The sequence below is a fragment of the Paracoccus sp. FO-3 genome (assembly GCF_006386455.1).
GTDB classification, from domain to species: Bacteria; Pseudomonadota; Alphaproteobacteria; order Rhodobacterales; family Rhodobacteraceae; genus Paracoccus; species Paracoccus versutus.
The window spans coordinates 1-24,357 of sequence record NZ_VCBQ01000060.1 but is presented as its reverse complement, the minus strand read 5'-3'; the positions used below and the strand labels follow the sequence as shown (position 1 = coordinate 24,357).

At 70.0% G+C, this 24,357-nt stretch carries 25 protein-coding genes; 16 read left to right on the top strand and 9 right to left on the bottom strand.

Going from position 1 to position 24,357, the window contains the following annotated elements; genetic code table 11:
• Nucleotides 1-12 precede the first annotated feature (12 nt).
• On the bottom strand, nt 13-1,074 hold the full coding sequence (gene ribA / locus FE811_RS16535) for a GTP cyclohydrolase II (RefSeq protein ID WP_116221981.1): 1,062 nt from the start codon (nt 1,072-1,074) through the stop codon (nt 13-15).
• A 133-nt stretch (nt 1,075-1,207) separates the two neighbouring features.
• On the opposite strand from ribA, the gene FE811_RS16530 reads away from it, so the two are divergent.
• The 9 genes from FE811_RS16530 to der all read left to right on the top strand — a co-directional run bounded on the left by FE811_RS16530 (nt 1,208) and on the right by der (nt 9,700).
• Entirely contained in the window at nt 1,208-1,894 is a 687-nt protein-coding gene (locus FE811_RS16530; RefSeq protein WP_036757032.1) for a response regulator transcription factor, read from the top strand.
• A gap of 318 nt (nt 1,895-2,212) precedes the next feature.
• Complete coding sequence (locus FE811_RS16525; protein WP_036757029.1) at nt 2,213-2,998, top strand: exodeoxyribonuclease III; 786 nt, start codon at nt 2,213-2,215, stop codon at nt 2,996-2,998.
• 109 nt (nt 2,999-3,107) lie between these two features.
• Nucleotides 3,108-4,019 (top strand): co-chaperone YbbN, encoded by a 912-nt coding sequence (locus tag FE811_RS16520; protein WP_116221980.1) that lies wholly within the window; start codon nt 3,108-3,110, stop codon nt 4,017-4,019.
• 1 nt (nt 4,020) lies between these two features.
• Nucleotides 4,021-4,659, top strand: coding sequence for an LON peptidase substrate-binding domain-containing protein (locus FE811_RS16515; protein ID WP_036757024.1), 639 nt, complete (start codon nt 4,021-4,023; stop codon nt 4,657-4,659).
• A gap of 35 nt (nt 4,660-4,694) precedes the next feature.
• Nucleotides 4,695-4,850 (top strand): Trm112 family protein, encoded by a 156-nt coding sequence (locus FE811_RS16510; protein ID WP_116171088.1) that lies wholly within the window; start codon nt 4,695-4,697, stop codon nt 4,848-4,850.
• 333 nt (nt 4,851-5,183) lie between these two features.
• A complete protein-coding gene (gene rarD / locus FE811_RS16505; protein ID WP_116222424.1) occupies nt 5,184-6,095 on the top strand; it encodes an EamA family transporter RarD in 912 nt (303 codons plus the stop codon).
• A 41-nt stretch (nt 6,096-6,136) separates the two neighbouring features.
• A complete protein-coding gene (locus tag FE811_RS16500; RefSeq protein WP_116221979.1) occupies nt 6,137-6,832 on the top strand; it encodes a tetratricopeptide repeat protein in 696 nt (231 codons plus the stop codon).
• Nucleotides 6,833-6,914: 82 nt separating this feature from the next.
• Nucleotides 6,915-8,237, top strand: a complete 1,323-nt coding sequence (locus tag FE811_RS16495) for a PQQ-binding-like beta-propeller repeat protein (RefSeq protein ID WP_116221978.1) — start codon at nt 6,915-6,917, stop codon at nt 8,235-8,237.
• Nucleotides 8,234-9,700: a ribosome biogenesis GTPase Der gene (der, locus tag FE811_RS16490; RefSeq protein ID WP_036757010.1), complete on the top strand. Its 1,467-nt coding sequence runs from the start codon at nt 8,234-8,236 to the stop codon at nt 9,698-9,700. Before FE811_RS16495 ends, der begins: the two co-directional genes overlap by 4 nt.
• Nucleotides 9,701-9,715: 15 nt before the next feature.
• On the opposite strand, the gene FE811_RS16485 is transcribed toward der, so the two are convergent.
• The 3 genes from FE811_RS16485 to FE811_RS16475 form a co-directional block, all read right to left on the bottom strand.
• On the bottom strand, nt 9,716-10,555 hold the full coding sequence (locus FE811_RS16485) for a hypothetical protein (protein ID WP_244295161.1): 840 nt from the start codon (nt 10,553-10,555) through the stop codon (nt 9,716-9,718).
• 77 nt (nt 10,556-10,632) lie between these two features.
• Nucleotides 10,633-11,925 (bottom strand): serine--tRNA ligase, encoded by a 1,293-nt coding sequence (gene serS / locus FE811_RS16480; RefSeq protein ID WP_116221976.1) that lies wholly within the window; start codon nt 11,923-11,925, stop codon nt 10,633-10,635.
• Nucleotides 11,926-12,006: 81 nt separating this feature from the next.
• Entirely contained in the window at nt 12,007-12,369 is a 363-nt protein-coding gene (locus FE811_RS16475) for a SoxS protein (protein ID WP_116221975.1), read from the bottom strand.
• Nucleotides 12,370-12,508: 139 nt separating this feature from the next.
• On the opposite strand from FE811_RS16475, the gene meaB reads away from it, so the two are divergent.
• From meaB to FE811_RS16445, 6 genes are all read left to right on the top strand, one after another.
• Nucleotides 12,509-13,519, top strand: a complete 1,011-nt coding sequence (gene meaB, locus FE811_RS16470) for a methylmalonyl Co-A mutase-associated GTPase MeaB (protein WP_052096002.1) — start codon at nt 12,509-12,511, stop codon at nt 13,517-13,519.
• Nucleotides 13,516-14,106 carry a methylated-DNA--[protein]-cysteine S-methyltransferase gene (locus FE811_RS16465; RefSeq protein WP_116221974.1) on the top strand — a complete coding sequence of 197 codons (591 nt, stop codon included), beginning with the start codon at nt 13,516-13,518 and terminating at the stop codon, nt 14,104-14,106. The genes meaB and FE811_RS16465 overlap by 4 nt, the downstream gene beginning before the upstream one ends.
• A 155-nt stretch (nt 14,107-14,261) precedes the next feature.
• Complete coding sequence (gene rpmB, locus FE811_RS16460; protein ID WP_011748713.1) at nt 14,262-14,537, top strand: 50S ribosomal protein L28; 276 nt, start codon at nt 14,262-14,264, stop codon at nt 14,535-14,537.
• Between the two features lie 259 nt (nt 14,538-14,796).
• Nucleotides 14,797-15,591: a hypothetical protein gene (locus FE811_RS16455; protein ID WP_116221973.1), complete on the top strand. Its 795-nt coding sequence runs from the start codon at nt 14,797-14,799 to the stop codon at nt 15,589-15,591.
• A gap of 90 nt (nt 15,592-15,681) precedes the next feature.
• Nucleotides 15,682-16,098, top strand: a complete 417-nt coding sequence (locus FE811_RS16450; protein WP_116221972.1) for a DUF6484 domain-containing protein — start codon at nt 15,682-15,684, stop codon at nt 16,096-16,098.
• Nucleotides 16,098-16,451 (top strand): hypothetical protein, encoded by a 354-nt coding sequence (locus FE811_RS16445; protein ID WP_116221971.1) that lies wholly within the window; start codon nt 16,098-16,100, stop codon nt 16,449-16,451. The genes FE811_RS16450 and FE811_RS16445 overlap by 1 nt, the downstream gene beginning before the upstream one ends.
• On the opposite strand, the gene FE811_RS16440 is transcribed toward FE811_RS16445, so the two are convergent.
• From FE811_RS16440 to tssH, 5 genes are read right to left on the bottom strand one after another with little or no spacing between them, the layout of a single operon-like run.
• Entirely contained in the window at nt 16,439-17,383 is a 945-nt protein-coding gene (locus FE811_RS16440; RefSeq protein ID WP_116221970.1) for a hypothetical protein, read from the bottom strand. The two genes, FE811_RS16445 and FE811_RS16440, sit on opposite strands and share 13 nt — an antisense overlap.
• 1 nt (nt 17,384) lies before the next feature.
• Nucleotides 17,385-18,356, bottom strand: coding sequence for a DUF4150 domain-containing protein (locus tag FE811_RS16435; RefSeq protein WP_116221969.1), 972 nt, complete (start codon nt 18,354-18,356; stop codon nt 17,385-17,387).
• A complete protein-coding gene (locus tag FE811_RS16430; RefSeq protein ID WP_116221968.1) occupies nt 18,353-19,417 on the bottom strand; it encodes a 3-oxoacyl-ACP synthase in 1,065 nt (354 codons plus the stop codon). The genes FE811_RS16435 and FE811_RS16430 overlap by 4 nt, the downstream gene beginning before the upstream one ends.
• Nucleotides 19,414-20,532, bottom strand: a complete 1,119-nt coding sequence (locus FE811_RS16425) for a DUF2169 domain-containing protein (protein WP_116221967.1) — start codon at nt 20,530-20,532, stop codon at nt 19,414-19,416. Before FE811_RS16425 ends, FE811_RS16430 begins: the two co-directional genes overlap by 4 nt.
• A gap of 8 nt (nt 20,533-20,540) precedes the next feature.
• Nucleotides 20,541-23,327 (bottom strand): type VI secretion system ATPase TssH, encoded by a 2,787-nt coding sequence (gene tssH / locus FE811_RS16420; protein ID WP_116222423.1) that lies wholly within the window; start codon nt 23,325-23,327, stop codon nt 20,541-20,543.
• A gap of 173 nt (nt 23,328-23,500) precedes the next feature.
• Between tssH and FE811_RS16415 the strand changes: the two genes are divergently transcribed.
• On the top strand, nt 23,501-24,357 hold an 857-nt coding region (locus FE811_RS16415), incomplete at its 3' end, for a serine/threonine-protein kinase (protein ID WP_140848146.1).

Sequence of the window (24,357 nt, the reverse complement as noted above, 5' to 3'; positions counted from 1 at the left end):
TCAGCAGCAGCCTCACAGCAGATGGCCCGATTTCGCGGCCTTCACGTCCAGATAGCCGGTATTGTGGCGGTTGCGCGGCGTGATCAACGGCACGCGCTCGGCCACGCGGATGCCGTGGCCCTCCAGCATGGCGACCTTTTTCGGATTGTTGGTCATCAGCCTCACCGCGCCGAAGCCCATCTTCTTCAGGATGCCGGCGCCGATGCGGAAATCGCGCTCGTCATCCTCAAACCCCAGGCGGTGATTGGCCTCGACCGTGTCGAAACCCTGGTTCTGCAGGGCATAGGCGCGCATCTTGTTGGCCAGGCCGATGCCGCGCCCCTCCTGGTTCAGGTAAAGCAGCACCCCCTCGCCCGCCTGGCCCATGGCGGCCAAGGCGGCATGCAGCTGCGGCCCGCAATCGCATTTCAGGCTGCCCAGCACGTCGCCGGTGAAGCAGGCCGAATGCAGCCGCGCCAGCACCGGCGCCGCGCGCGAGGGGGCGCCGATCTCGACCGCGTAATGCTCGGCCTCGCCGGTGTCGGGGCGGAAGATGTGCAGCTTGGAATTCTCGGCCGCCAGCAGCGGCAGGCGTGCGGCGGCGACGGGGGCCATCGCGGCCTCGGTCGCCATCTGCGCCAGCGCGGGACCGGGCGACAGCCGCGTCAGCCCCTCGGCCGGCCCGGCCACGGGCACCACCAGAACGGCGGGCAGAAGCTGCGCCGATTTCGCCAGCGCGATGCCGGCGCGATGGGCGTCCACATCGCCGCCGCGCGGGCTGCGGAAGGGGCCCTTCATCGGCGTCATCAGGTCGCCCGCCGGATCGGCCACCGCGCGCAGCCAGGCCAGATCGGCATCGCCCGGCACCTCGATCCGCGCCAGGTCGCCGTCATAGACCCGGACCTTCAGCGTCTCGGCGCGCGGGCCGGTGATGGCCAGCACGGCCGGGCCAAGCGCGCGCATCGCCTCCAGCCGGGGGGCGGCCAGCGTCTCGGCCGCCGCGACAAGCTGGTCGCCGATCACCACGGGCAGGCCGATGCGCAGATCGGCGCGGGCGCGCGACAGGGTCTCGGTCAGGGTCGGGATCAGGGTCATCGGGCCAGCATGGTTGAAACAATCTGAAACATAGGGCGGATTTCCGACAACTCCATGTGAGAATTGCTGCAAACCGCTGGACGCCTGCCGCGCCGCGCCACAGTTTTCCGCCATAACGCCAAAGGAGGCAAGAATGGCCGGACTGAAAAAGATCCTGCTGGTCGATGACGAGGATGACCTGCGCGAGGCGCTGGCCGAGCAATTGGTCGCCACCGAGGATTTCGAGGTGTTCGAAGCGGGCTCGGGCCATGAGGCGGTCGAAAGGACCAAGGGCGCGATCTTCGACCTCGTGGTGCTGGACGTGGGCCTGCCCGATACCGACGGGCGCGAGCTGTGCAAGCGGCTGCGCAAGCAGGGGGTGAAATGCCCCATCGTCATGCTGACCGGCCACGACACCGATGCCGACACCATCCTGGGCCTGGATTCGGGGGCGAACGACTATATCACCAAGCCGTTCAAGTTCCCGGTGCTGCTGGCGCGGCTGCGCGCGCAGCTGCGCACGCATGAGCAGTCCGAGGACGCGATCTTCCAGCTTGGCCCCTATACGTTCAAGCCGGCGATGAAGATGCTGATCGACCAGAAGGACCGCAAGATCCGGCTGACGGAAAAGGAAACCAACATCCTGAAATTCCTGTATCGCGCCCAGGACGGGGTGGTGCCGCGCGACGTGCTCTTGCATGAGGTCTGGGGCTACAATGCCGGCGTGACCACGCATACGCTGGAAACCCATATCTACCGCCTGCGCCAGAAGATCGAGCCCGACCCCTCGAACGCGCGCCTGCTGGTCACGGAATCGGGCGGCTATCGCCTGGTCGCCTGATCCATGCCGATCGGCGGAACCCGCACGCGGCTTGCGGGTTCTGCTTGCGAAGCCCGGTGGTCGGAGGATGCGGCCACATGATGACCCGGCCCCGGCCCAGCCCGGCGGCCGGGTTTTCCATGGGCGCCGTCCCGCGGGGGCGCTTCGCCCCCCGCACCCCCAGAGGATATTTTTCCACGAAAGAAGCAGCCTCTCGGTGCTGTTCTTCTGTGTCCAAATATCCCACGGGGGTCCGGGGGTGTGAAACCCCCGGTCCGGCAGCGATGGACAAGCCGGGCCTTGCCCCCTAGGGTCGCGCCCGGAATAAGGAGCCTGCCCGTGTTCACCATCGCCACCTGGAACATCAACTCGGTCCGCCTGCGCGAGGGCCTCGTCGCCCGCCTGCTGGCCGAGGAAGCCCCGGACATCCTGTGCCTGCAGGAGACCAAGAGCCCGGTCGAGAAGATCCCGCTGGAGGCGTTCCGGGCACTGGGCTACCACCATTTCGTCGCGCGCGGGCAGAAGGGCTACAACGGCGTCGCCATCCTGTCGAAGCTGCCGATCGAGGATGCGGGCGACCGCGACTATGCCGGGCTCGGCCATGCCCGCCATGTCGCCGCGCGGCTGGAAAACGGCGTCACCATCCACAATTTCTATGTCCCGGCGGGCGGCGACATTCCCGACCGCGAGCAGAACGTCAAGTTCGGCCAGAAGCTGGATTTCCTGACCGAGATGCGCGACGTCTTCCATGCCGACCGGCCCGCGCGCTCGATCATGGTGGGCGACCTGAACATCGCCCCGCGCGAGGACGACGTCTGGAACCACAAGGCGCTGCTGAAGATCGTCAGCCACACGCCCGTCGAGGTCGAGCACCTGGGCGCGGCGCAGGATGCCGGCAAATGGGTGGACATCACCCGCAAGGACATCCCGCAGGGCCTGCTCTACAGCTGGTGGAGCTATCGCGCGCGCGACTGGGACGCGGCCGACAAGGGCCGGCGGCTGGACCATATCTGGGCCACGCCCGACATCGCCAATGCCGGCCACGACAGCCGCATCCTGCGGCCCCTGCGCGGCTGGCAGCAGCCCAGCGACCACGTCCCGGTGCTGGCCAGCTTCGATCTCTGACCCCTCCGCTGCGGCGCATCGCCGCAGGGGCGCGCGGGGCGCGGCCAATCTTGCATCGCGCCGGTCGCTGCGCCATCTAGGAGGCGACCCTTTCGCATGAGGATACCCGATGCTCGAGCTTGGCTCCGCCCCCAAAGATGCCGCCCCTGCCGATTTCATCAAGGACGTGTCCGAGGCGACCTTCATGGCCGAGGTGGTCGAAGCCTCGATGCAGGTGCCGGTCATCGTCGATTTCTGGGCGCCCTGGTGCGGCCCCTGCAAGACGCTTGGCCCGCAGCTGGAGGCCGAGGTCGCCCGCCACAAGGGCCGCGTCCGCATGGCCAAGGTCAATGTGGACGAGAACCAGATGATCGCCGGCCAGTTGCGCGTGCAGTCGATCCCGACCGTCTATGCCTTCTTCCAGGGCCAGCCGGTCGACGGTTTCCAGGGCGCGATCCCGCAAAGCCAGATCAAGCAGTTCGTCGAGAAGCTGGTGGCGCTTGGCGGCGATGACGGCGGGCTGGCCGAGGCGCTGGATGCCGCCGAAGCGATGATCGCCGAAGGCGCGGCCGAGGATGCCGCCGAGACCTTCTCGGCCATCCTGGGCGAGGAGCCCGAGAACGCCGCCGCCTGGGGCGGGCTGATCCGCGCCCATCTGGCCGCCGGCCATGCCGACCGGGCCGAGGAAGCCCTGGCGCAGGTGCCCGCCGCCATCGCCAGTGCCGCGCCCGTCGAGGCGGCGCGCGCGCAGCTGCAGCTGGCGCGGCAGGCCGCGAGCGCCGGCCCCCTGGACGAGCTGCGCCAGAAGGTCGAGGCCGATCCCGCCGACCAGCAGGCGCGCTTCGACTATGCCACCGCGCTGCATGCCGCCGGCGAGGTCGAGGAGGCGATCGACCAGCTTCTGGAGGCCTTCCGCCGCGACCGCGACTGGAACGAGGGCGCGGCCAAGGCGCAGCTTCTGACCATCTTCGATGCGATGAAGCCCACCGATCCGCTGGCGCAGAAGGGGCGTCGCCGCCTGTCCTCGCTGATCTTCGCCTGACATGGCGCGCGGCATCGACCTGCCCGAGACCGTCCCGCTGTTCCCGCTGCCGGGCGCGGTGCTGATGCCCCGCACCCGCCTGCCCCTGCAGATCTTCGAGCCGCGCTACCTGCAGATGGTCGAGGACGTGCTGAAGACCCCCTCGCGGCTGATCGGCATGATCCAGCCGGCCGAGGGCGGGCTCGATTCGCTGGCCTCGGTCGGCTGCGCGGGCCGGATCGTGGCCTTTTCCGAGCTGGACGACGGCCGGCTGATGATTTCGCTTCGGGCGCGTTCGCGGTTTCGGCTGAACGAGGTGCGGCCCGGCTTCACCCCCTATCTGCGCGGCCAGGTGGACTGGTCGGGCTATGAGGGCGACCTAGCCCTCCAGCCCGAGGAAGACCCGCGCTTCGACCGCAAGGGCTTCATGGCGCGGCTGGGCCGCTACATGGAGCAGCGCGGCCTGTCCACCGACTGGGATGCCGCCGAGGCTTCGGAGGCGGAGACGCTGGTCAATTCGCTGTCCATGCTGCTGCCCTTTGCCCCCGAGGAAAAGCAGGCCCTGCTGGAGGCGCCGGTGCTTGCCGGCCGCCGCGAACTGCTGGAGGGGCTGCTGGAATACGCCCTGCACGGCGGCGACAACGAGGAGACGATCCAGTGACCGACGACACCGCCGAACGCGGCTACGACCGCCACATGCTCGAGGCGCTGGTCTGCCCGGTGACGCATACGACGCTGCGTTATGACGCGCAGGCGCAGGAGCTGGTCTCGGAAGCGGCCGGGCTGGCCTTTCCGATCCGGGGCGGCATCCCGATCATGCTGCTGAACGAGGCGCGCCAGATCCGCGCCTGAGGGAAAGCCCGCGCGGCCGGCTGGCTGCATGTCCCCTTGGGCCTCGCAACCGTGGATCGGGCCGGGCCTCGGCCTCCCTCCCTCGCGCCCGGCGAAGGCCGCGTGGCCTTGCGGGGCCAAGGCCCGGCGGGAAGCCAGGGGAACCGGCCCCGCGCACCCTTGCCCATGCGCTGCGGCCGCGGCGTCGGCCACCGTCCGGCCAAGGCCCGGCGGAAGGCCAGGGGAACCGGCTTCTTGCCCATCGGCGCGGCCGGCCCTGGCCGGATCGTGGGCGCCCGGCCTTGCCCTTGCCGCGAATCGGACGCATGGCTGGCGGGACGAAAGGAATCGCGCATGAGCGAATGGACCAAGGGCTTCTGGGCGATGATCGCGGTCTGCGTGACCTGGGGCCTGTCGCCGATCTATTATCGCGCGCTGGCCGGCGTGCCCACCGTCGAGGTGCTGGCGCATCGCACCATCTGGTCGCTGGCGCTGTTCCTGGCCATCCTGGGCGTCCAGGGCCGGTTCGGCCAGCTGCGCGCCGCCCTGAGCGGCCGCCAGCTGGGGCGGATCGCCTTTGCGGCGCTGACCGTCTCGACCAACTGGGGCATGTTCATCTGGGCGGTGCAGTCCGGCCACGTCGTGCAAAGCTCGCTTGGCTATTACATCTTTCCCCTGGCCGCGGTGGTCATGGGGGTGCTGTTCTTCGGCGAAAGCCTGACCCGCGTGCAGGCGCTGGCGGTCCTGCTGGCGGCGCTGGCGGTGGCGCTGCTGACCTGGGGCCTGGGCGTCGCCCCCTGGATCAGCCTGGGGCTGGCGCTGACCTTCGTCCTCTACGGCGCGGTCAAGAAGGCGCTGCCGCTGGGGCCGGTGCTTTCCGTCGCGGCCGAGGTCGCGCTGCTGGCGCCGCTGGCGCTTGGCTGGCTGGTCGCCCAGTCGCTGGGCGCGATGCCCGCGCCTCTGGCCAAGCCGCTGGGCTTCGGCGCGAATCTGCCGGACACGCTGCTGCTGGTCGCCTCGGGCGCGGTGACGGCGGTGCCGCTGATCCTGTTCAGCTATGCCGCGCGGCGGGTGGGCATGGCCACGCTGGGGCTGATGTTCTACCTGAACCCGACGCTGCAATTCCTGTGCGCCGTGCTGCTTTTCGGCGAGCCCTTCACCGGCTGGCACATGATCGCCTTTGCGATGATCTGGGCGGCGCTGGCGATCTATTCCGCCTCGGCCCTGCGCCAGTCCCGGCACGCCCCGCCATTGGCAAACGGGTGAAACCGCGTATAGAACAGCGCGAAAGAACATCCGGGGGCGACATGGCCAATCAGAACGACAGCTTCATCGACGAGGTCACCGAGGATCTGCGCCGCGACCGGCTGTTCGCGCTGTTCCGCCGCTATGGCTGGATCGCGCTCCTGGTGATCCTGGGCATCGTCGGCGGCGCCGCCTGGCGGGAATATTCCGGCAGCCAGGCCGAAAGCCGGGCCGAGGCCTGGGGCGACGCCGTCCTGGCCGCGCGCCAGGGCCAGGATCCGATCGCCGCGCTTTCCACCGTCGATCCCGCCGGCTCGGCCGGCCGCAAGCTGCTGGCCGAGATGCTGGCCGCCGGCGCAGAGGCCGAGGCCGGCCTGCCGCAGAAGGCCGCCGAGCGGCTGAAGGCCGCGGCCGAGGGGCTGCGCAACGATGCGGTGCTGCGCGATCTTGCGCTGCTCAAGGCGGTGATGGTGGCGGGCCCGGCGATGGATGCGGCCGAACGCGACCGGCTGCTGGCGGATCTCTCCAAGCCCGGCGCGCCCTTCGAGCTGCTGGCGCTGGAACAGAAGGCGGTGGCGCTGATCGGCGCCGGCCGCACCGAGGATGCGGTGATGCTGATCGGCCAGATCCAGCAAAAGGACGGGCTGTCCGAGCCCTTGCGCCGCCGCCTGTCCGAGATGATGATCACCCTGGGGGTCGAGCCCGAGCCCGCCGAAGGCCCCGTGCCCCAGACCATGCCGGCCCCCGCCGCGAACTGATGGCCGGTCCCGCCGGCAAACCGAACCAACGCGCCCGCGGCCGAAACCCGATGTCACCCCGGCCCGGATAAAGGAGAAAGCGATGACGAGGCTGTCCCTGATCGCCGCTCTGGCTGGCCTGACCGCCCTTTCGGCCTGCGCCGAGCGCGACACCATCCTGCCCGGCGAACGGCTGGACCCGCGCGCCGTGCTGTCCCCCGACAGCCCCGCGACCGAGGGCGCGCAGGCGCCGACCACCGCCGCCCTGTCGCTGCCGCCGGTGCGCGCCAATGCCGACTGGCCGCAGCGCGCCGGCAATGCCGCCCATGCGCCGGGCAATGCCGCGCTTGGCGCCGGCACGCAGCGGATCTGGGCCGCGCCCATCGGCGCGGCCTCGGACAAGCGCCACCGCATCACCGCCGACCCGGTGGTCGCGGGCGGGCTGGTCTTTGCGCTGGACAGCCAATCCACCGTCACCGCCACCACCACCGGCGGCGGCCGGGTCTGGAGCGTGGACCTGCGCCCGGCCGGCGAAAGCGACCGCAGCGTCTCGGGCGGCGGGCTGGCCTTCGAGGGCAACCGCGTCTTCGCCTCGACCGGCTATGGCGAGCTGGTGGCGCTGGATGCCCGCACCGGCGGCGTCGCCTGGCGGCAGAAGGTCGGCTCGACCATCGGCGGCGCGCCCACGGTCGCGAATGGCGTGGTCTATGTGATGGACCGCGAACAGACCGGCTGGGCGGTGCGCGCCAATGACGGCAAGGTGCTGTGGCGCAGCTTCGGCAACAAGGACATGGCCGGGGTGATGGGCGCCCCCTCGCCCGCGGTTTCGGGCGGCACGGTGGTCTTTCCGTCGAACACCGGCGCGCTGGCGGGCGTCGACGCCGGCGACGGCAGCCAGCTTTGGGTCGCCAATGTCGGCGGCACCCGGCTGGGCCGCGCGGTCAGCTATTTCCGCGACATGACCGGCGACCCGGTCATCCTGGGCAATACGCTTTATGCCGGCACCAGCGCCGGCGGCGTCGGCGCCTATGACCTGACCACCGGCACGATGAAATGGCACGCGCGCGAGGGCGCGGCCAGCCCGGTGCTGGCCGCCGGCAACTCGGTCTTCCTGGTCAACGACCAGGCACAGCTGATCCGGCTGGACGCGGCCAACGGCGGCCGGGTCTGGGCGCAGAAGCTGCCCTATTTCACCGAACAGGTCATCCGCAAGCAGGACCGGGTCTGGAACCATTACGGCCCGGTGCTGGCCGGTTCCAAGCTTTACCTTGCCTCGTCGGACGGCTATCTGCGCGTCTTCGATCCCGCCTCGGGCGCGCTGATCGGCACCGCCCAGATCCCCGGCGGCGCCGCGGCAGGCCCGGCCGTCGCGGGCCAGACCCTTTACGTCGTCACCCATGACGGCCAGTTGATCGCATACAGATGAGCTTTACCCTCGCCATTGTCGGGCGCCCCAATGTCGGCAAGTCCACGCTGTTCAACCGCCTTGTCGGCAAGCGCCTGGCATTGGTCGACGACCAGCCCGGCGTGACCCGCGACCTGCGCGAGGGCGCGGGGCGGCTGGGCGACCTGCGCTTCATCGTCGTCGATTCGGCCGGGCTGGAGATCGCCGAGGACGACAGCCTGCAAGGCCGCATGCGCCGCCTGACCGAACGCGCGGTGGACGAGGCCGATGTCTGCCTGTTCGTGATCGACGCCCGCGTCGGCGTGACCGCGGCCGACGAATATTTCGCCGACATCCTGCGCAAGCGCGCGAAGCACGTCATACTGGCCGCCAACAAGGCCGAGGGCCGCGCCGGCGAGGCGGGCGCGATGGAGGCCTATGCGCTTGGCCTGGGCGAGCCCCTGCGCATCTCGGCCGAGCATGGCGAGGGCATGGACGACCTCTACCGCGCGCTCTTGCCCCTGGCCGAGCAGTTCGAGGCGCAGAACGTCCAGCAGGCGCCGGAAACCGATGTCGCCGTCGAGGATGGCGACGAGGACGAGGACTGGCGCCCCAGCCCGCAGAAACCCTTGCAGATCGCGGTGATCGGCCGGCCGAATGCCGGCAAGTCGACGCTCATCAACAAGATCCTGGGCGAGGACCGGCTGCTGACCGGCCCCGAGGCCGGCATCACCCGCGATTCGATCAGCGTCAGCACGAATTTCATGGGCACGCCGGTCCGCATCTTCGACACCGCCGGCATGCGTAAGAAGGCGCGCGTCACCGACAAGGTGGAAAAGCTTTCCGTCGCCGACGGCCTGCGCGCCGTGCGCTTTGCCGAGGTGGTGGTGGTGCTTCTGGACGTCGGCATCCCCTTCGAGCAGCAAGACCTGCGCATCGCCGATTTCGCCGAGACCGAGGGCCGCGCCGTGGTCGTCGCCGCGAACAAATGGGATCTGGAAGAGGACAAGCCCGAAAAGCTCAAGGAACTGCGCGAGGCCTTCGAGCGGCTCTTGCCGCAGCTGAAGGGCGCGCCCCTGGTCACGGTCTCGGCCCGCACCGGCAAGGGGCTGGACCGGCTGCACAACGCCATCCTGAAGGCGCATGAGGTCTGGAACCGCCGCATCCCCACCGCCCGGCTGAACCAGTGGCTTTCCGCCATGACCGAGGCGCATCCGCCGCCCGCGCCCGGCGGCCGCCGCATCCGCCTGCGCTATATCACCCAGGTCAAGACCCGGCCGCCGGCCTTCGTGGTCATGGCGACCCATACCGACAAGCTGCCCGACAGCTACCAGCGCTATCTCGTCAACGGGCTGCGGGCCGATTTCGACATGCCGGGCACGCCGATCCGGCTGACCTTCCGCGACCAGGGGACCAAGAACCCCTACAAGGACAAGGCCAGCAAGATCAGCCAGTCCGGCGCGCTCTCCAAGCACAGGCAGCGGCAAAAGCCCAAGGGCAGCTAGGCGGGCGGCCGCCGCCTAGGTCAACACCCGCACCAGCGCCACGGCAATGATGGCGATGGCGATGACGGTCATGGTGGCAATGGCCGCAGCGCTGGTGACGGTGGCCGCGGCGATGCCGATCAGCCCCCAGATCAGCGCCACGCTGAAGCCGATCCGCCGTCCCAGCCGCAACTGCACGCTGACGGCGGCGACCGAGCCGATCAGCAGCGCGACCACGGCCGCCACCTCCTGCGGCACGCCCAGCCGGTCGCGCAGCAGCCCGGCAAAGACGGCAAAGCTGACCAGCAGCCCCCAGCCCGCCACGAAGCCCAGCGCCGAGCTGCGCTGCACCAGGCTGCCGACCCGGACCCCCCGCAGCGCCGCCGCCAGGAAGCCCGCCAGCATGGCCGCCGACAGCAGGAAGGCGGCGACGGGATGGCTGTGCAGCAGCCAGGGCCAGACCGCGCCCGCCAGCAGCCCGACGATCAGCGGCGCATGTTCGGCCAGGCTGTCGTCATGGCGATGCAGCCGCAGCAGGTGGCCGGCGGTCGGCGGGCCCAGGCTTTGCGGCGGCAGCTCGCCCCCCTCTTCGGGCGCCGCCGCCTGCGCCAGGCGCATCCGGCGCAGCTCAAGCCAGCGCCGCCCGGCGTGATAGGCCAGCGCCAGCCAGGTCATGCCCAGCAACCCGGCCATGCCGGGGCCCCGAGGCTGCAGGAACAGCGCCGACAGATCGACCGAAGGGGCGGGAAAATCGCCCAGGCCCTGCCAGGGCGACAGGCCGTAGCCCCCATCCGCCAGGGCCGGCATCGGCGGGCCGGGCTGGACCGCATGCAGCAGCGTGCTGGCAATGAAGACCAGCACTGCCAGGATCAGCAACAGGGCGCCCGCGCGAGACATGGGCAGGAAACGCCGCCCGCTCGCGGCGGGTTTCGCGCGATCTATCTTTTGTTAATTCACGCCAGCACGCCGTCCGCGCCCAGCCGCGTCCGGCCGCCCAGATAGGGATGCAGCGCCTCGGGCAGCAGGACCGAGCCGTCCGCCTGCTGGCCGTTCTCCAGCACCGCGATCAGCGTGCGCCCCACCGCCAGGCCCGAGCCGTTCAGCGTATGGACGAACTCGGGCTTGCCGCCGCCGGCCGGGCGATAGCGCGCATTCATCCGCCGCGCCTGGAAATCGCCGCAATAGCTGACCGAGGAAATCTCGCGATACCGGCCCTGCCCCGGCAGCCAGACTTCCAGGTCATGGGTGATGCGGGCGCCGAAGCCCATGTCGCCGCCGCACAGCACGATGGTGCGATAGGGCAGGCCCAGCCGCTCCAGCACCGTCTCGGCACAGCGGGTCATGCGGGCATGTTCCGCCACCCCCGATTCCGCATCGGTGATCGAGACCATCTCGACCTTCTCGAACTGGTGCTGGCGCAGCATTCCCGCGGTGTCGCGCCCGGCGCTGCCGGCCTCGGACCGGAAGCACTGGCTATGCGCCACCAGGCGCCGCGGCAGGCTGGCATGATCGACCAGGTCGCCGTTCACGGTATTGGTCAGCGTGACCTCGGATGTCGGGATCAGCCACCAGCCCTCGCGGGTCTGATAGCTGTCCTCGCCGAATTTCGGCAATTGCCCGGTGCCCTCCATCATCTCGGACAGGACCAGCACCGGCGCCCAGGTCTCTTCCAGCCCATGCTCGGCGACATGCAGGTCCAGCATGAACTGCGCCAGCGCGCGATGGATGCGGGCGACGCCGCCCTTCAGCACCACGAAGCGCGCGCCCGAAAGCTTGGCGGCGGTCTCGAAATCCATGCCGGGGCGGACACCCGCGATCTCGAAATGCTCGCGCGGGGCAAAGTCGAAGGCACGGGGCTCGCCCCAGCGCCGGATCTCGACATTGTCATCCTCGTCCTGGCCCGCCGGCACGCTCTCCAGGGGCAGGTTCGGAACGGCCAGCAACAACTCGCGCAGTTTCGCATCCAGCGCCGCGGCCTCGGCCTGTAGCCGGGAGGTCTCGTCCTTCTTGGCGGTTACCAGGGCGCGCAGCCGCTGGAACTCGGCATCATCGCCGCGGCCCTTGGCGGCGCCGGCCTCCTTGCTGGCCCGGTTCTGCTCGGCCTGGGCGGTCTCGGCGGCGGCGATGCGGGACCGGCGGTCGGCATCCAGCGACAGGATCTCGGGCGAAACCGGGGCCATGTTGCGCAAGCCAAGCGCAGCGTCGAAGGCGGCGGGATTTTCGCGGATGGCGCGGATGTCGTGCATGGCTGACCCGTGTTAAGTAAGTGCTTACTGTAGGCCCGGATAACCCAAAGCGGCGCAAGGCGAAAGCCTCAGCCCGCCCTCTCAACCCGCCACTGCTGCCATCATATCGCGCAAGACCCCGAAGAACCGCTCCCGCCCCGGATAGCCCTCGACGCGCACCTGCTCGACCCCGCCTTGCAGCAGGATGAAGGTGGGCGTCAGCCAGGGCCGCCGCGCCAGCACCAGCCCGTCGGGCCAGGGCCCGTCTCGGTCGACCATCAGCAGCGGCACCGCCCGCCCCTCGGGATGCCGCGCATAGACCGGGGCGATCTCGCGATCCCATTGCGCGCAATAGACGCAGCCCCGGCGCCGCACCATCAGCAACTGCAACCCGGCCGCCGCCGCCACCGGCCCCGCCGCCATCGCCGCCGCCATCCCGGCCAGAATCGCCCGCCGTGTCAGCATGACCCGCTCCGTTTCCCGCGCCAGACCTACCCCACACACCCTTCCACCACAACGGCCCGGCGTTTACATGTCTTCCGTGTGGAAATATCCACGGGGGTGCGGGGGCAGTCGGCCCCCGCGTCGCAAGGATGCAGCCGGGATGGGCATGGACGAACTGACCGAACCCCTGACGCAGGGCAATCGCCGCGCGCTGTCCCGCGCGATCACGCTGATCGAAAGCACCCGCCCCGACCACCGCGCCCGCGCCGTCGCGCTGCTGGCCGCGCTGCCCGAGCGGCAGGCCCTGCGCATCGGCCTGTCGGGCACGCCGGGGGTCGGCAAGTCCACCTTCATCGAGGCCTTCGGCAAGATGCTGACCGCGCAGGGCCTCAAGGTCGCGGTCCTGGCCGTCGACCCCAGCTCGGCGCGCTCGGGCGGCTCGATCCTGGGCGACAAGACCCGGATGGAAACGCTCTCGCGCGACCCGAACGCCTTCATCCGCCCCTCGCCCTCGCGCGCGGAACTCGGCGGCGTCGCCCGGCGCACCCGCGAAACCGTGCGGCTCTGCGAGGCGGCCGGCTTCGACGTGGTGCTGATCGAGACGGTGGGCGTCGGGCAAAGCGAAACCCTGGTGGCCGAGATGTCGGACCTGTTCATCCTGCTGCTCGCCCCCGCCGGCGGCGACGAGCTGCAGGGCGTCAAGCGCGGCATCATGGAGATCGCCGACATCATCCTGGTCAACAAGGCCGACGGCGATCTGCGCGAGACCGCGATGCGCACGGTGGCCGATTACGCCGGCGCGCTGCGGCTCTTGCGCAAGCGCCCCTACGACCCCGAGGGGTTCCCCAAGGCGCTGCCGGTTTCCGCCTATACCGGCGAGGGGCTGGAAAAGGCCTGGGCCAACATGACCTGGCTGGCCGACTGGCGGCGCGAGCACGGGCATTTCGACGCCCGCCGGGCCGAGCAGGCGCGGCACTGGTTCCTGTCCGAGCTGCGCGCCGGGCTCCTGGCGCGGCTCGACCGGCCCGAGGTGCGCGCCCGGCTGCGCGAGATGGGCGACGCTGTGGCGCGGGGCGAAAGCGACCCCGATTCGGCGGCGGCGCAGATTCTGGACTGGCTGGCCGCGCCCGAGGCCGGATCGTCCCGCCCCCGGTCGCTGCAGGGCGCATGAGCGCCGCGCTGGAAGACGCGCAGGATTTTCGCCTGGCCCTGCCGGCGCTGCTGGGCCAGGCCCCGGCGCCGGATGCCCGGCTGCTGGCGGGCTGGATCGATACGCCCTTGGGCGGCATGGTCGCCCTGGCCGACGACGCGCACCTGCACCTGCTGGAATTTGCCGACCCCGCCCGGCTCGGGGCGGGGCTGCGCCGGGCGGCACGGCGCGCGAAGGCCGGGATCGGCTGCGGCCGCACCGCCGTCACCGACTGCGCCCAGGCGCAGCTTTCGGCCTATTTCTCGGGCCGTTGCGCCGGGTTCGACCTGCCGCTGGCGCTGTCCGGCACCCCTTTCCAGAACCGGGTCTGGCAGGATCTGCAACAGATCCCCGCAGGCCGGACCATCAGCTATGCCGAGCTGGCGCGGCGCATCGGCCGGCCCACGGCCATCCGCGCCGTGGCGCGGGCCAACGGCGCAAACCCCTTCGCGGTGGTGATTCCCTGCCACCGGGTGATCGGCTCGGACGGCGCCCTGACCGGCTATGGTGGCGGGCTGTGGCGCAAGCAGGCGCTGATCGCGCATGAATCCACGCATTTCGCGGCATGAAGCGCCGCGGCGGCAGCGGACGGCCCGGCGAAAACGCTTGACGCGCCCCCCGTCTCGCTTTATTCCGCGCAAACGGATTTCCGGGCGCTGCCACGCGGCGCCCTTTCATATTGCGGGCAGCCGCCCGTGCAGGATCGAATCGAAGGAACAAGATCATGTCGCGCGTTTGCGAACTGACCGGCAAGGGCCCGATGAGCGGCAACAACGTCTCCCACGCCAACAACAAGACCCGCCGCCGGTTTCTGCCCAACCTGAACGAAGTCTCGCTGCTGTCGGAAAAGCTGGGCCGCAGCTACCAGCTGCGCATCTCGGCCGCGGCCCTGCGCTCGGTCGATCACCGCGGCGGCCTGGACGCCTTCCTGGCGAAGGCCAAGGACGCGGAACTGTCCGACCGCGCGCTGAAGATCAAGCGCGAACTGGCGAAAGCCTGATCCCCTTCGACCGTGGCGCCGATTCGGGGCCGGTCCCATGCGATGCGCCCTGCCGGCAACGGCAGGGCCTTTGCATATGCCCCGGACCGGCATCGGAACGCGCCACAGCCGCCCCGCCGCGGATGGGCGGCATCGTCCCGCACGATGTCCCGCGCGGTCCCCAGGGTCGGCGGGCACATCCTGTCCGGCCCTGTCCCGCCCGGCATCGACGGCGGCCGGGGCATGAAACGGCAAGCAGGCTTTTCCAGACGAGGCCGCGATGGGTGATCCGGTTCGGGAACACAAGATCGGCTCCCTGACCGTCTTTTCCAATCATCCCGTCCTCGATCAGTTCGCCCGCGACATGCTGGCCGGCATCCGGGCGGAAAACCTTCCCGCCGCCCGGATCAACATCTATGTCGGCATCCATCGGAAATTCGGCCCCGCCCTGTTCCGCAGGGGGCTGCGGCTCGGCATCCAGACCGAGCATTATTTCGACGAAGACGGCCGTGCGATGTGGAGAAAGCCTCGCCCACGGCGGTTGCTGAAACAGCTGCTGTTCTATCACCTCATCCTGGACCTCAGCCCCGCCAACGCCCCCTATTACCGATGGCTTCCCGGCTTTCTGCGGCGCCGGGTGCTGTTCGGCCCGCATGTCTTTCCCTGCCGGCCGGTGCCCTATCGGGCCGGGCAACGCCCGCCGGTGTTCTTCGGCGCCCTCAACGACCGCAGGGCCAAGATCCTGGCCCGGCTGCCCAAGGATCATTGCCACGTGCTGTCCGAGACCTATGGCGCAGACCTGCACAAGGCCGTCTGCGACAGCCGCGGCGTCGTCAACATCCATTTCGCCGATGGCATCTATACCGAATATCCGCGGCTGCTGTCCTCGTATCTCGCCGGCAAGCCCGTGCTGTCCGAAAAGCTCGGCACGGAGCTGGTGGAGGGGCGGGATTACGGCACGCTGGGCCAGGACCACAGCGATCAGCAGCTCCGCGCGATCTTTTCGTCCTTCTGCAGCGGTTTCGCCGCCCGCCACCGGCTGACGGATTTCCTGCGCCGCATCGCCGGGCCATAGCCCCTCGCACAGGCGGGCCAGGCCGCGAAAGCCGGTGAACTCGGGGCCCGACCATGCTATCATCGCCGCAGCCGGGGCGGAGGGCTGGGCATGATCGGCGAGGATGTTCGCGGCGGCGTGGTGATCGGCATGCTGCTGGGCCTGGAAAAGGGGCGGCCGCTGGTGGTCTTTCCCGGCAATCCCTCGGCCCAGGCGGTCCCGGCGCGCAGCCTAGTGAGTTTCGATCCGGGCGACATCGGCGCCGAGCTTGCCATCCTGTTCGAGGATGGCGACGCGGCCCGGCCGCTGGTGATCGGCCGCATCGTCTCGGCCATGCCCGCCGGGCCGGTGGCGGTGGCCGATGGCGAGCCCTTGCGCATCACTGCCCAGCAACGGATCGAATTGCGCTGCGGCAAGGCCTCGATCGTGATGGAGGCGGACGGCCATATCACCATTCGCGGCACCTATCTGGTCAGCCACGCCTCGGCGGCGAACCGCATCCGGGGCGGCTCGATCAACCTGAACTGATGTATCCGCCCGCCCCCGCCCTGCCCGAGATCCTGCGCCAGCACGCCGAGCAGGCGGCCTTCCTGTGGACGCTCTACGACCGGGCGATGCTTTTCCCCGAGGAAAACCCCGAGATGGACGCCCTGCGCATCGCCCGCCTGCTGGAGCGGCTGGAGGCGCATCTGGACGGGCTGCGCCTGGCCGGCGCCGAGGGGCTGCGCATGGCCGAGACGCGCATGGCCGAATATCCCGAGCCGGGCGAGTTGTTCGTGCTGCGCATGCTGCAACCCGGCGCCGAGGGGCTGCGGGTGGCCGCGCTGGACCTGGACAAGGTCAGGGCCTATCTGGCCGGCCGGCTGGGTCAGCCGCCATAATCCGCCATGTCGAGCCGGCGCAGGAAGATATTGCCGTCATAGCCCATCTCGAACCCCTCCCAGTTCTCGCCGTCGAAGATGAAGATCTCCTTCCAGCCCGAGATCACCAGCTTTTCGGCCGAGGCGTGCATGAAAAATCCCTGCCCCAGATTGCGGAACGGACGCAGCGCGTTGCCCTCCTGCACGCTGATGCCATAGGAGGAATCGGTCCAGTAGCGGCGGCCCTTGAAACTGCAGATGCCGAAATAATCCCAAGGCGCAGCCTCCAACGGCGTCAATTCCTCGCCCATCAGCGCATAGGCGGTGCCCTCGGCGCCTCCGAAATGCATTGCACCATCGGCCGAGACCTCCAGGGCGTAGAAATTGCGCTGGTCGGGGATCTCCACCGGCACCCAGGCGCGGCCTTCCAGCCGCAGAAGCAACCCGCCATGGCCGCAGGCATGCACATCCTGGGCCGAACTGCCGTGAATGGCGCGCAACACCGCCAGATCATGGGGGGCGATCAACTCCCAGTCGCCGCCCGGTTCGCGGACATAGGCCACGCCGCGGTCGCCAAAGACGAATTGCGGGCCGCCCTCCAGATGCCAGATCCGCCGCAATACACCTTCGGGCAAGGCGGTGACGCTGTCGCCCGCAAGCGTCAGGTCATGGATCAACCCGCCCAGTTCCAGCACGACATGCCTGTCCGGCGCCAGCGTGGCATGGGAATTGATCGCATCCTCGATCTGCAACCGCACCGTGAAGGTCAGCGTCTCGCCGAAGTCGATGTCGAGCAGGAAGGACCGCGAGAATTCGCAATGGATGTCGGTCAATTCGAAACTGGCGGCATAGCGCGTGCCGCCCAGGTGAAAGGCATCCACCGCCTCGATCCTCACCTCGGAAGGGTCGAGATCGTCCAGGGGATTGCCGGAAGGGGTGTCGGTATCGGCCATGTCAATTCCTCAACTGGGTATTCAGGACGTCCTGCGTCGACGGCTGGCTGGTCGAGCCGTCGGCATTCTGCTTGGGCTTGGCCACGCTTTGCAGATAGGTCACGATCACCACCTCGATGCATTCCAGCGCGGCCTTCTTTTCTTCTTCCGAGGTGGGCGGTTGCAGCTTGTCATGGTGATCGCCATAGGCTTGCTTGGTCTCGTCCAGCGCCTCGCGCACGGTCGGCTTGGGGCTCTTCTTCAAGAGATCGCGGTTGGCCTTGGACTTCATCGGATGCGGCGCCCCCTTCATGCTGCCCGCGCCGCTTTTGGGGCTGCCATCGGGGTTCAGGTTGAAGGAGCGCATGCAGATGCAGGGCGCCTTGTCCACATGATAGCCAGGAAAGGCGGCATAATTCGTGCCGCCCCGCGATTTCTGCATCATCTGGTTTTCCAGCGGATGCTCGGACTGGTCGGGATGCTTGCAAGGGGACTTGCCATGTTCGTGCAGCTGCATTTCCAGCTTGTTCAGCAGCGTCACGCAATCGGCAAAGGCTTGGTTCGCCGCGCAGATCTCGGGGAAAGGCGGCGTCTGCCCGCCGGGCGAAGCGTGGTTGTGCGTGGCGAGGTCGGAAAAGCGGATCACCGGCTCGCCGTCGAATTTCACGTCGTTCGACCACGAGGTGAAGTATTTCTTGCCGGTGTTCTTCGAGGTGATGATGCCCTTTTTCGCCGCGCAGCCCGCCTCGGTCCCCGAGGTGCGGCTGACGTCGGACTTGTTCTTGATGTTCACCGTCTTGCCGCAGATGAACACCGTCCCGGTGCCGTTTTCCGTGTCCGAGGCCATGCCGAAGCTGGGATAGGGCACCGGCACGCCCGGCGGCGTCGCCGGGTTCTCGGGCGGGGTGAAGCAGGTGTCGGGAAAGGCGGCGATGGTCTGGGCGTTGACCGCCTTGCCGCTGATCTCCAGCCCGTTGGCGAAAACCCCGCTCATCGTGCCGCCCCCGTGGCAAGGCGATCCTCGGCCGAGACGCGCCGGGCGCCGCCGCGCGCTTCGTGCAGCACCGCCGCCCCGCAGGCGCCGTCGTCGCCCGAGGCATCGACCAGCACCGGCGAGCCCGGCGCATAGCCCCTGCGCACGGCCGCCAGCGCCATGCCCAGCATGGCGGGCACCACGGCCGCGCCGATATTGCCCAGGCTCTCGGCCGGGCTCCACAGGTCCTGGAAGGCCGAGCGGCCGCGTTCCAGGCGCAAGGTCATCAGCGCCGCCTGGCGGAAGAAATGCTGCTCGCCCGGCAGGTCCGAGATGCGGTATTCGACATGGGCAAGGTCGGTCTCGGCCTCGGCCAGGGCGGCGCGATAGGCCGCGGCCATGCCGTCGCCGCGCAGGGGCAGGTCCGCGCCGCCCTCGCCCCGGCCGTTGCCCAGGAAGGCCACCTCGCGCGCCAGACCCAGCCCGGTCAGCCGCAGGGCGCCGCCCGGCCCCAGCAGCACCGCCGCCGCCGCCTCGCCGGGAATGAAGCCGTCGGCATTGCCATCCTGGAGCAGCCGCTCCAGCCCCGCGTAATGCGCCAGCGCCGGCCCGGTCAGGTAGCTGTCGAGCCCCAGCAGGATCACCCGCCCCGCCTGCCCCGCCGCGATCATGCGCCGCGCCCGCTCCAGCCCGACGAAGCCCGAGGGCCGGCCATGCGCCACCACATGCGCCCGCCGCTCGGGCAGGCCGAGAATCTGCGACAGCATCCGCAGCAGCGCCGAGGGATCGGGCACCGGGCGGCCGGGGCGGCCCTCCTCGGCCAGGCACAGGATCAGCGCGGCCTCGGCCGCGGCGGGTTCCTGGCGCAGAATGTCGGCCAAGGCGCCGGCGGCCAGATGCGCCATGCGCCGCTGGCCGATCCAGTTGCGTGGCAAAGGCACCGGCGCGCCGATACGCCAGCCGCCGGGTGCGGTAAAGCGCGTCTCGACGAACCCGTCCAGCCGCGCCCGCATCGCCGCCGCCGACGAGGCCCAGTCCAGCCCCACCGCCGTGACCATGCCCGCCGCCAGCACGCCGATCATGGACCGTTCCCCCCGTCCGCGCCCCCGCCCCCGCCCTCGCCCAGAACGGCCGCCAGGCGGATATAGCCGCGCCCCTCGCGCTCGGCCCGCAGCATGGCGGCGGTCGGCGCGCCGATCCAGGCGCGCGAGAACTCGGCGATGGTGCGGCGGATCGGCACCTGCACGCGCCAGCTCAGCATCAAGACCCGCGCCTCGGCGTCGATGGCCAGCGTGTCGGGCAGCGCCACGGTGTCGAGGCAGCAGTCGCGCCCGTGCCAGACCCGGAACGGCAGCCGGGTGTCGGGCAGGCGGAACGCCTCGCGCCCGCGCGGGGTCAGATGCACCAGCACCACCGGCGTAAAAGGCGCGGGCGGCACGATCTGCTGGTCGGGGGGCGCCATCTGGTAGTAACGCTCGTCGAAGTCCCGCGGCAGGAAGGGCGCGGTTTCCGCCACCCAGCGCTCGTCATAGGTGCCGCCATAGGGCAGGCGCAGCGGCCAGCCGCGCCCGTAGGGCCCCAGCGCCATCGGCTGCCAGTCGCCATAGGGCGAGGTGATCTCCTGCCCCGGCGCCTCGGTATTGGGCAGCGCGAGGCCCGCCGGACTGCCGCCCGAGGCGGTGGCCCAGCCCAGCCCCACCGGATTGGCGGCATGGACCGGCACGTCGGGGCCGGGCGGACGGCTGCGGTCGGGCCCGCCAAAGGCGGTATCATAGGAAAACGGCATCCGCGTGAAGGGATAGGGCCGGGTCGCGGCAATGGCCGGCCCCAGCGTGCGCCATTCGCGCTGGCCGACCACGTCGAACTGCTTGGACCAGTTGCCCACCGCCAGCCCCACGCGCAGCCGCTCGACCGGGCGGGCGCCGGGGGCATGGGCGGCGCCGTTCAGCACCACGTCGCAAAGGGGCTTGCGAAAGGCGAAATCGCTTTCCCAAAGCGGTGCGGAAAAGCCCGGCGCGCCGGTATATTCGTCGGCCATGACCAGCGGGCGCTGGTCCTGAAGCGGCAGGGGCGGGTCGCTTTCACGCTCGGGAAAGGCGAAGCTGCCCTTGACCACCAGCAGCATGTAGGGCTGCCCGGCCACGTCCATGCCGGTCCCCATCTGATGGGGAAAGCCGGTCTGGTCCAGGATCTGCACGGCACGCCTCAGTCCAAGGCATAGGCAAAGCCGTCCGGCCCGCCGGTCACCGTCACCCTGCCGATGCCGCGCCCCTCCAGCCTGGCGTCCAGCACCCGGCGGCTGAGTTCGGGCAGGATCGCGCCGGTCAGGATGGCGTCGACCATGCGGCCGCCCGATTCGACCTCGGTGCAGCGGGCGCGGATCTGGTCCATGACGCCCGTGCCGATCACCAGCTCGGCGCCATGCGCGGCGGCCAGCCTGCGGCCGATGCCGGCCAGCTTCTGCCCGGCGATGGCCTCGATCATCGCATCCGAAAGCGGCAGGTAGGGGATCGTCACCAGCCGCCCCAGCAGCGCCGGGGGAAACACCTTCAGCAGCGGCGGGCGCAGCGCGGCCGACAGGCTGTCGATCTCGATCCGGCTGCGGCCGGCATCGGTCAGCGCCATGATCTCGTCGGTGCCCACGTTCGAAGTCAGCAGGATCAGCGTGTTGCGAAAGTCGATCCGCCGCCCTTCGCTGTCGTCCATCATCCCCTTGTCGAAGACTTGGAAAAAGATCTCGTGGACGTCGGGATGGGCCTTTTCCACCTCGTCGAGCAGGATCACCGAATAGGGCCGGCGCCGCACCGCCTCGGTCAGCACGCCGCCCTTGCCATAGCCGACATAGCCCGGCGGCGCGCCCTTGAGGGTCGAGACGGTATGCGCCTCCTGGAACTCGCTCATGTTGATGGAGATCAGGTTCTGCTCGCCGCCGTAAAGCGCATCGGCCAGGGCCAGCGCGGTCTCGGTCTTGCCGACGCCCGAGGGGCCGCAAAGCATGAAGACGCCCATCGGCTTTTCCGGCGCGCCCAGCCCGGCCATGCCGGTCTGGATGCGGCTGGCGATGGCGGCCATGGCATGGTCCTGCCCGACCACGCGCTGCGCAAGCAGGCCGGCAAGGCCCAGCGCACGCTCGGTCTGGCTGGCCAGCATCCGGCCCAGCGGGATGCCGGTCCAGTCCTGCACCACCGCCCCCACCGCCAGCCGGTCCACCGAGGGCAGGATCAGCGGCCGCTCGCCCTGCCGCTCCGCCAGCTCGGCCATCTTGACGCGCAACAGCGACAGCCGCGCGGCCGGGTCAGGGTCCGGGGTTTCGGCATCCGCATCACCGGACAGCGCGGCCGCGGCAGGCGCATCGGGCGCAGCCTCGGCAGATGCCCCCTCGGCGGCGATTTCCGCGGCCTCGCCCCCGGCTTCCGCCCCGGTCTCGTCCAGCGCCATGCCCTCGCCGCGCAGCTCGGCCCGCAGCGAAAGGATGTCGGAGACCAGCGCCTTTTCCGCCTCCCAGCGTTCCAGCGCGGCGGCGCGCTCGGCCTCGGCCGCGGCGCGGGCGGCGTCGTTGGCGGCCTGGCGCTCGGTCGTGTCGATGCCGATGGCGGCCTCGCGGGCGATGATGCCCGCCTCGATCTCCAGCGCCTGCAGGCGGCGCTCCAGATCCTCCAGCTCCGCCGGCGTCGCGTGCTGGCTGACGGCGACGCGGGCGCAGGCGGTGTCGAGCAGGCTGATCGCCTTGTCCGGCAATTGCCGCGCCGGGATATAGCGATGCGACAGCGAGACGGCCGCGCCGATCGCCTCGTCCAGGATCTCGACCCGGTGATGCCGTTCCAGCACGCCCGCCACGCCGCGCAGCATCCCGACCGCGGCGGCTTCCGAAGGCTCCTCGACCTTCACCACCTGGAAGCGCCGGGTCAGCGCCGGGTCTTTCTCGATATGCTGTTTGTATTCGGCCCAGGTGGTGGCGGCGACGGTGCGCAGCTCGCCCCGCGCCAGCGCCGGTTTCAGCAGGTTCGCGGCATCGCCCGTCCCCGCCGCGCCCCCGGCGCCGATCAGCGTATGCGCCTCGTCGATGAACAGGATCACCGATTTCGCCGAGGCCTGCACCTCGTCGATCACCGATTTCAGCCGCTTCTCGAACTCGCCCTTGACGCTGGCGCCGGCCTGCATCAGCCCGATGTCCAGCAGCCACAGATCGACCGCCGCCAGCTGCGGCGGCACGTCGCCGCGCGCCAGCCGCAGGGCAAAGCCCTCGACCACGGCGGTCTTGCCCACCCCGGCCTCGCCGGTCAGGATCGGGTTGTTCTGCCGCCGCCGCATCAGGATGTCGATGATCTGGCGGATTTCCGGGTCGCGGCCGACCACCGGGTCGATCTTGCCGGCGCGCGCCCGCTCGGTCAGGTTGGTGGCGTATTTCGCCAGCGCCCCTTCGGGCGGTTTCGGCACATTGGCCGGCGCGGGCTCGGGCGGGGCCGCCGGTTCGGCCTCGGCCGAACCGGCCAGGATGCCGGGCAGGTCCGGCGCCATGCGGTCGGGGTCGATGCGGCCGAATTCCGGGCTGATGCGCAGCAGCAAGCCTTCCAGCACCGGGGTCTTGAGGCAGGCGACCAGGATGTCGCCCGAGCGCACGCGGTCGGTGCCCCGCTCCAGCGCCGCCAGCGTCCAGCCCTCCTGAATGGCGTGGAAGATGTGGTCGGAAAACTCCTCGACCGCGCTGGCCCCGCGCGGCAGGGCGTCGAGCGCGCGGGCCAGGTCGCCCTCCAGCCGCGCCGCATCGACCCCGGCCGCGGCGGCGATCAGCGCCAGGTCCGAATCCGCCGCCCCCGCCAGCGCGGCGATGAAATGCACCAGCTCGACATAGGGATTGCCGCGCGCCTTGGCGTTGCGCGCCCCTTCGGAAAACGCCCGCAGGCACAGCGCATCCAGCCGGCCGACCAGTTCCTTGCGCTTGACGGTTTCTCGGGATCCTCTGGCGGGGGCGCGGGGCGTCACGGTCGTCATCCTGGCCATCCTTGCAAAGCTGGCAAAAGAACCGGAGCGATAAAACGGGCTTGCCAGGGGCAGGCTCGGGGGGAAATGATCCTGGGGGAAAGTGTATTTCAAAACCGCGGCTTTCGGAAATCTTTTCGCAAGGAGCCGGCCATGGCCAGCCTGCCGCAAAAGGGAACGTCGCCATGATCCCGGCCCTGCCGGGGGACATCTTCCGCGAGGGCCAGGTGCTCAACAACACCTGGGCCGTCGAGGGCGTGCTGGGCCGCGGCGGCACCGGCGAGGTCTATCGCGCCAAAAGCCTCGTCACCGGCCGGGTGGTGGCGATCAAGGCGCTTTCGGCCGGCTTTTCCGGCGACGAGGGCTATCTTGAGCTGATGCGCCGCGAAGAGGCGATGCGCGACATCCTGCACGACGCCGTGGTGCGCTACAGCGACTGCTCGCGCACGCCCGAGGGCCATGTCTTCCTGGTCATGGACTTCATCGACGGCCCGGCGCTGTCCGAGGTGATGGCCGAACGCAGGCTGGGCACGCGCGACTTGCTGATCGTCGCGCATCGCGTGGCCGAGGGGCTGGTCGCCGCCCATGCCCGCGGCGTGGTGCATCGCGACCTGTCGCCCGACAATGTCATCCTGCGCGACGGCCGGGTCGAGGGCGCGACGGTGATCGACTTCGGCATCGCCAAGGACACCGCCGCCGGGGCGCATACCGTGGTCGGCAACCAGTTCGCCGGCAAATACGAATATGCCGCGCCCGAACAGTTCGACGGCAAGGCCGAGCCGGCCAGCGACCTTTACGCGCTCGGCGCGCTGCTGCTGGCGGCGGCGCGGGGCGAGGTGCCCTTTGCCGGCGCGACGCCCGGCGAAATGATCCGCCGCAAATCCGAGCCCCTGGACGTGACCGGCCTGCCCGAACCGCTGGCCGGGCTGATCCTGTGGCTTTCGGCGCCGCGCATCGGGGAACGCGCGCCCTCGGCCGCCGCGGTGGTGGCGCGGCTGGACGCGCTGCTGAAGGGGGCCGAGGCCGCGCCGGCCCGCAAGGG

Bases quoted from the DNA above. Each gene is read 5' to 3' on its own strand.
- ribA (WP_116221981.1), bottom strand. From the start codon at position 1,074: ATGACCCTGATCCCGACCCTGACCGAGACCCTGTCGCGCGCCCGCGCC.
- FE811_RS16530 (WP_036757032.1), top strand. From the start codon at position 1,208: ATGGCCGGACTGAAAAAGATCCTGCTGGTCGATGACGAGGATGACCTG.
- FE811_RS16520 (WP_116221980.1), top strand. From the start codon at position 3,108: ATGCTCGAGCTTGGCTCCGCCCCCAAAGATGCCGCCCCTGCCGATTTC.
- FE811_RS16515 (WP_036757024.1), top strand. From the start codon at position 4,021: ATGGCGCGCGGCATCGACCTGCCCGAGACCGTCCCGCTGTTCCCGCTG.
- FE811_RS16510 (WP_116171088.1), top strand. From the start codon at position 4,695: ATGCTCGAGGCGCTGGTCTGCCCGGTGACGCATACGACGCTGCGTTAT.
- rarD (WP_116222424.1), top strand. From the start codon at position 5,184: ATGAGCGAATGGACCAAGGGCTTCTGGGCGATGATCGCGGTCTGCGTG.
- FE811_RS16500 (WP_116221979.1), top strand. From the start codon at position 6,137: ATGGCCAATCAGAACGACAGCTTCATCGACGAGGTCACCGAGGATCTG.
- FE811_RS16495 (WP_116221978.1), top strand. From the start codon at position 6,915: ATGACGAGGCTGTCCCTGATCGCCGCTCTGGCTGGCCTGACCGCCCTT.
- der (WP_036757010.1), top strand. From the start codon at position 8,234: ATGAGCTTTACCCTCGCCATTGTCGGGCGCCCCAATGTCGGCAAGTCC.
- serS (WP_116221976.1), bottom strand. From the start codon at position 11,925: ATGCACGACATCCGCGCCATCCGCGAAAATCCCGCCGCCTTCGACGCT.
- FE811_RS16475 (WP_116221975.1), bottom strand. From the start codon at position 12,369: ATGCTGACACGGCGGGCGATTCTGGCCGGGATGGCGGCGGCGATGGCG.
- meaB (WP_052096002.1), top strand. From the start codon at position 12,509: ATGGGCATGGACGAACTGACCGAACCCCTGACGCAGGGCAATCGCCGC.
- FE811_RS16465 (WP_116221974.1), top strand. From the start codon at position 13,516: ATGAGCGCCGCGCTGGAAGACGCGCAGGATTTTCGCCTGGCCCTGCCG.
- rpmB (WP_011748713.1), top strand. From the start codon at position 14,262: ATGTCGCGCGTTTGCGAACTGACCGGCAAGGGCCCGATGAGCGGCAAC.
- FE811_RS16455 (WP_116221973.1), top strand. From the start codon at position 14,797: ATGGGTGATCCGGTTCGGGAACACAAGATCGGCTCCCTGACCGTCTTT.
- FE811_RS16450 (WP_116221972.1), top strand. From the start codon at position 15,682: ATGATCGGCGAGGATGTTCGCGGCGGCGTGGTGATCGGCATGCTGCTG.
- FE811_RS16445 (WP_116221971.1), top strand. From the start codon at position 16,098: ATGTATCCGCCCGCCCCCGCCCTGCCCGAGATCCTGCGCCAGCACGCC.
- FE811_RS16440 (WP_116221970.1), bottom strand. From the start codon at position 17,383: ATGGCCGATACCGACACCCCTTCCGGCAATCCCCTGGACGATCTCGAC.
- FE811_RS16435 (WP_116221969.1), bottom strand. From the start codon at position 18,356: ATGAGCGGGGTTTTCGCCAACGGGCTGGAGATCAGCGGCAAGGCGGTC.
- FE811_RS16430 (WP_116221968.1), bottom strand. From the start codon at position 19,417: ATGATCGGCGTGCTGGCGGCGGGCATGGTCACGGCGGTGGGGCTGGAC.
- tssH (WP_116222423.1), bottom strand. From the start codon at position 23,327: ATGACGACCGTGACGCCCCGCGCCCCCGCCAGAGGATCCCGAGAAACC.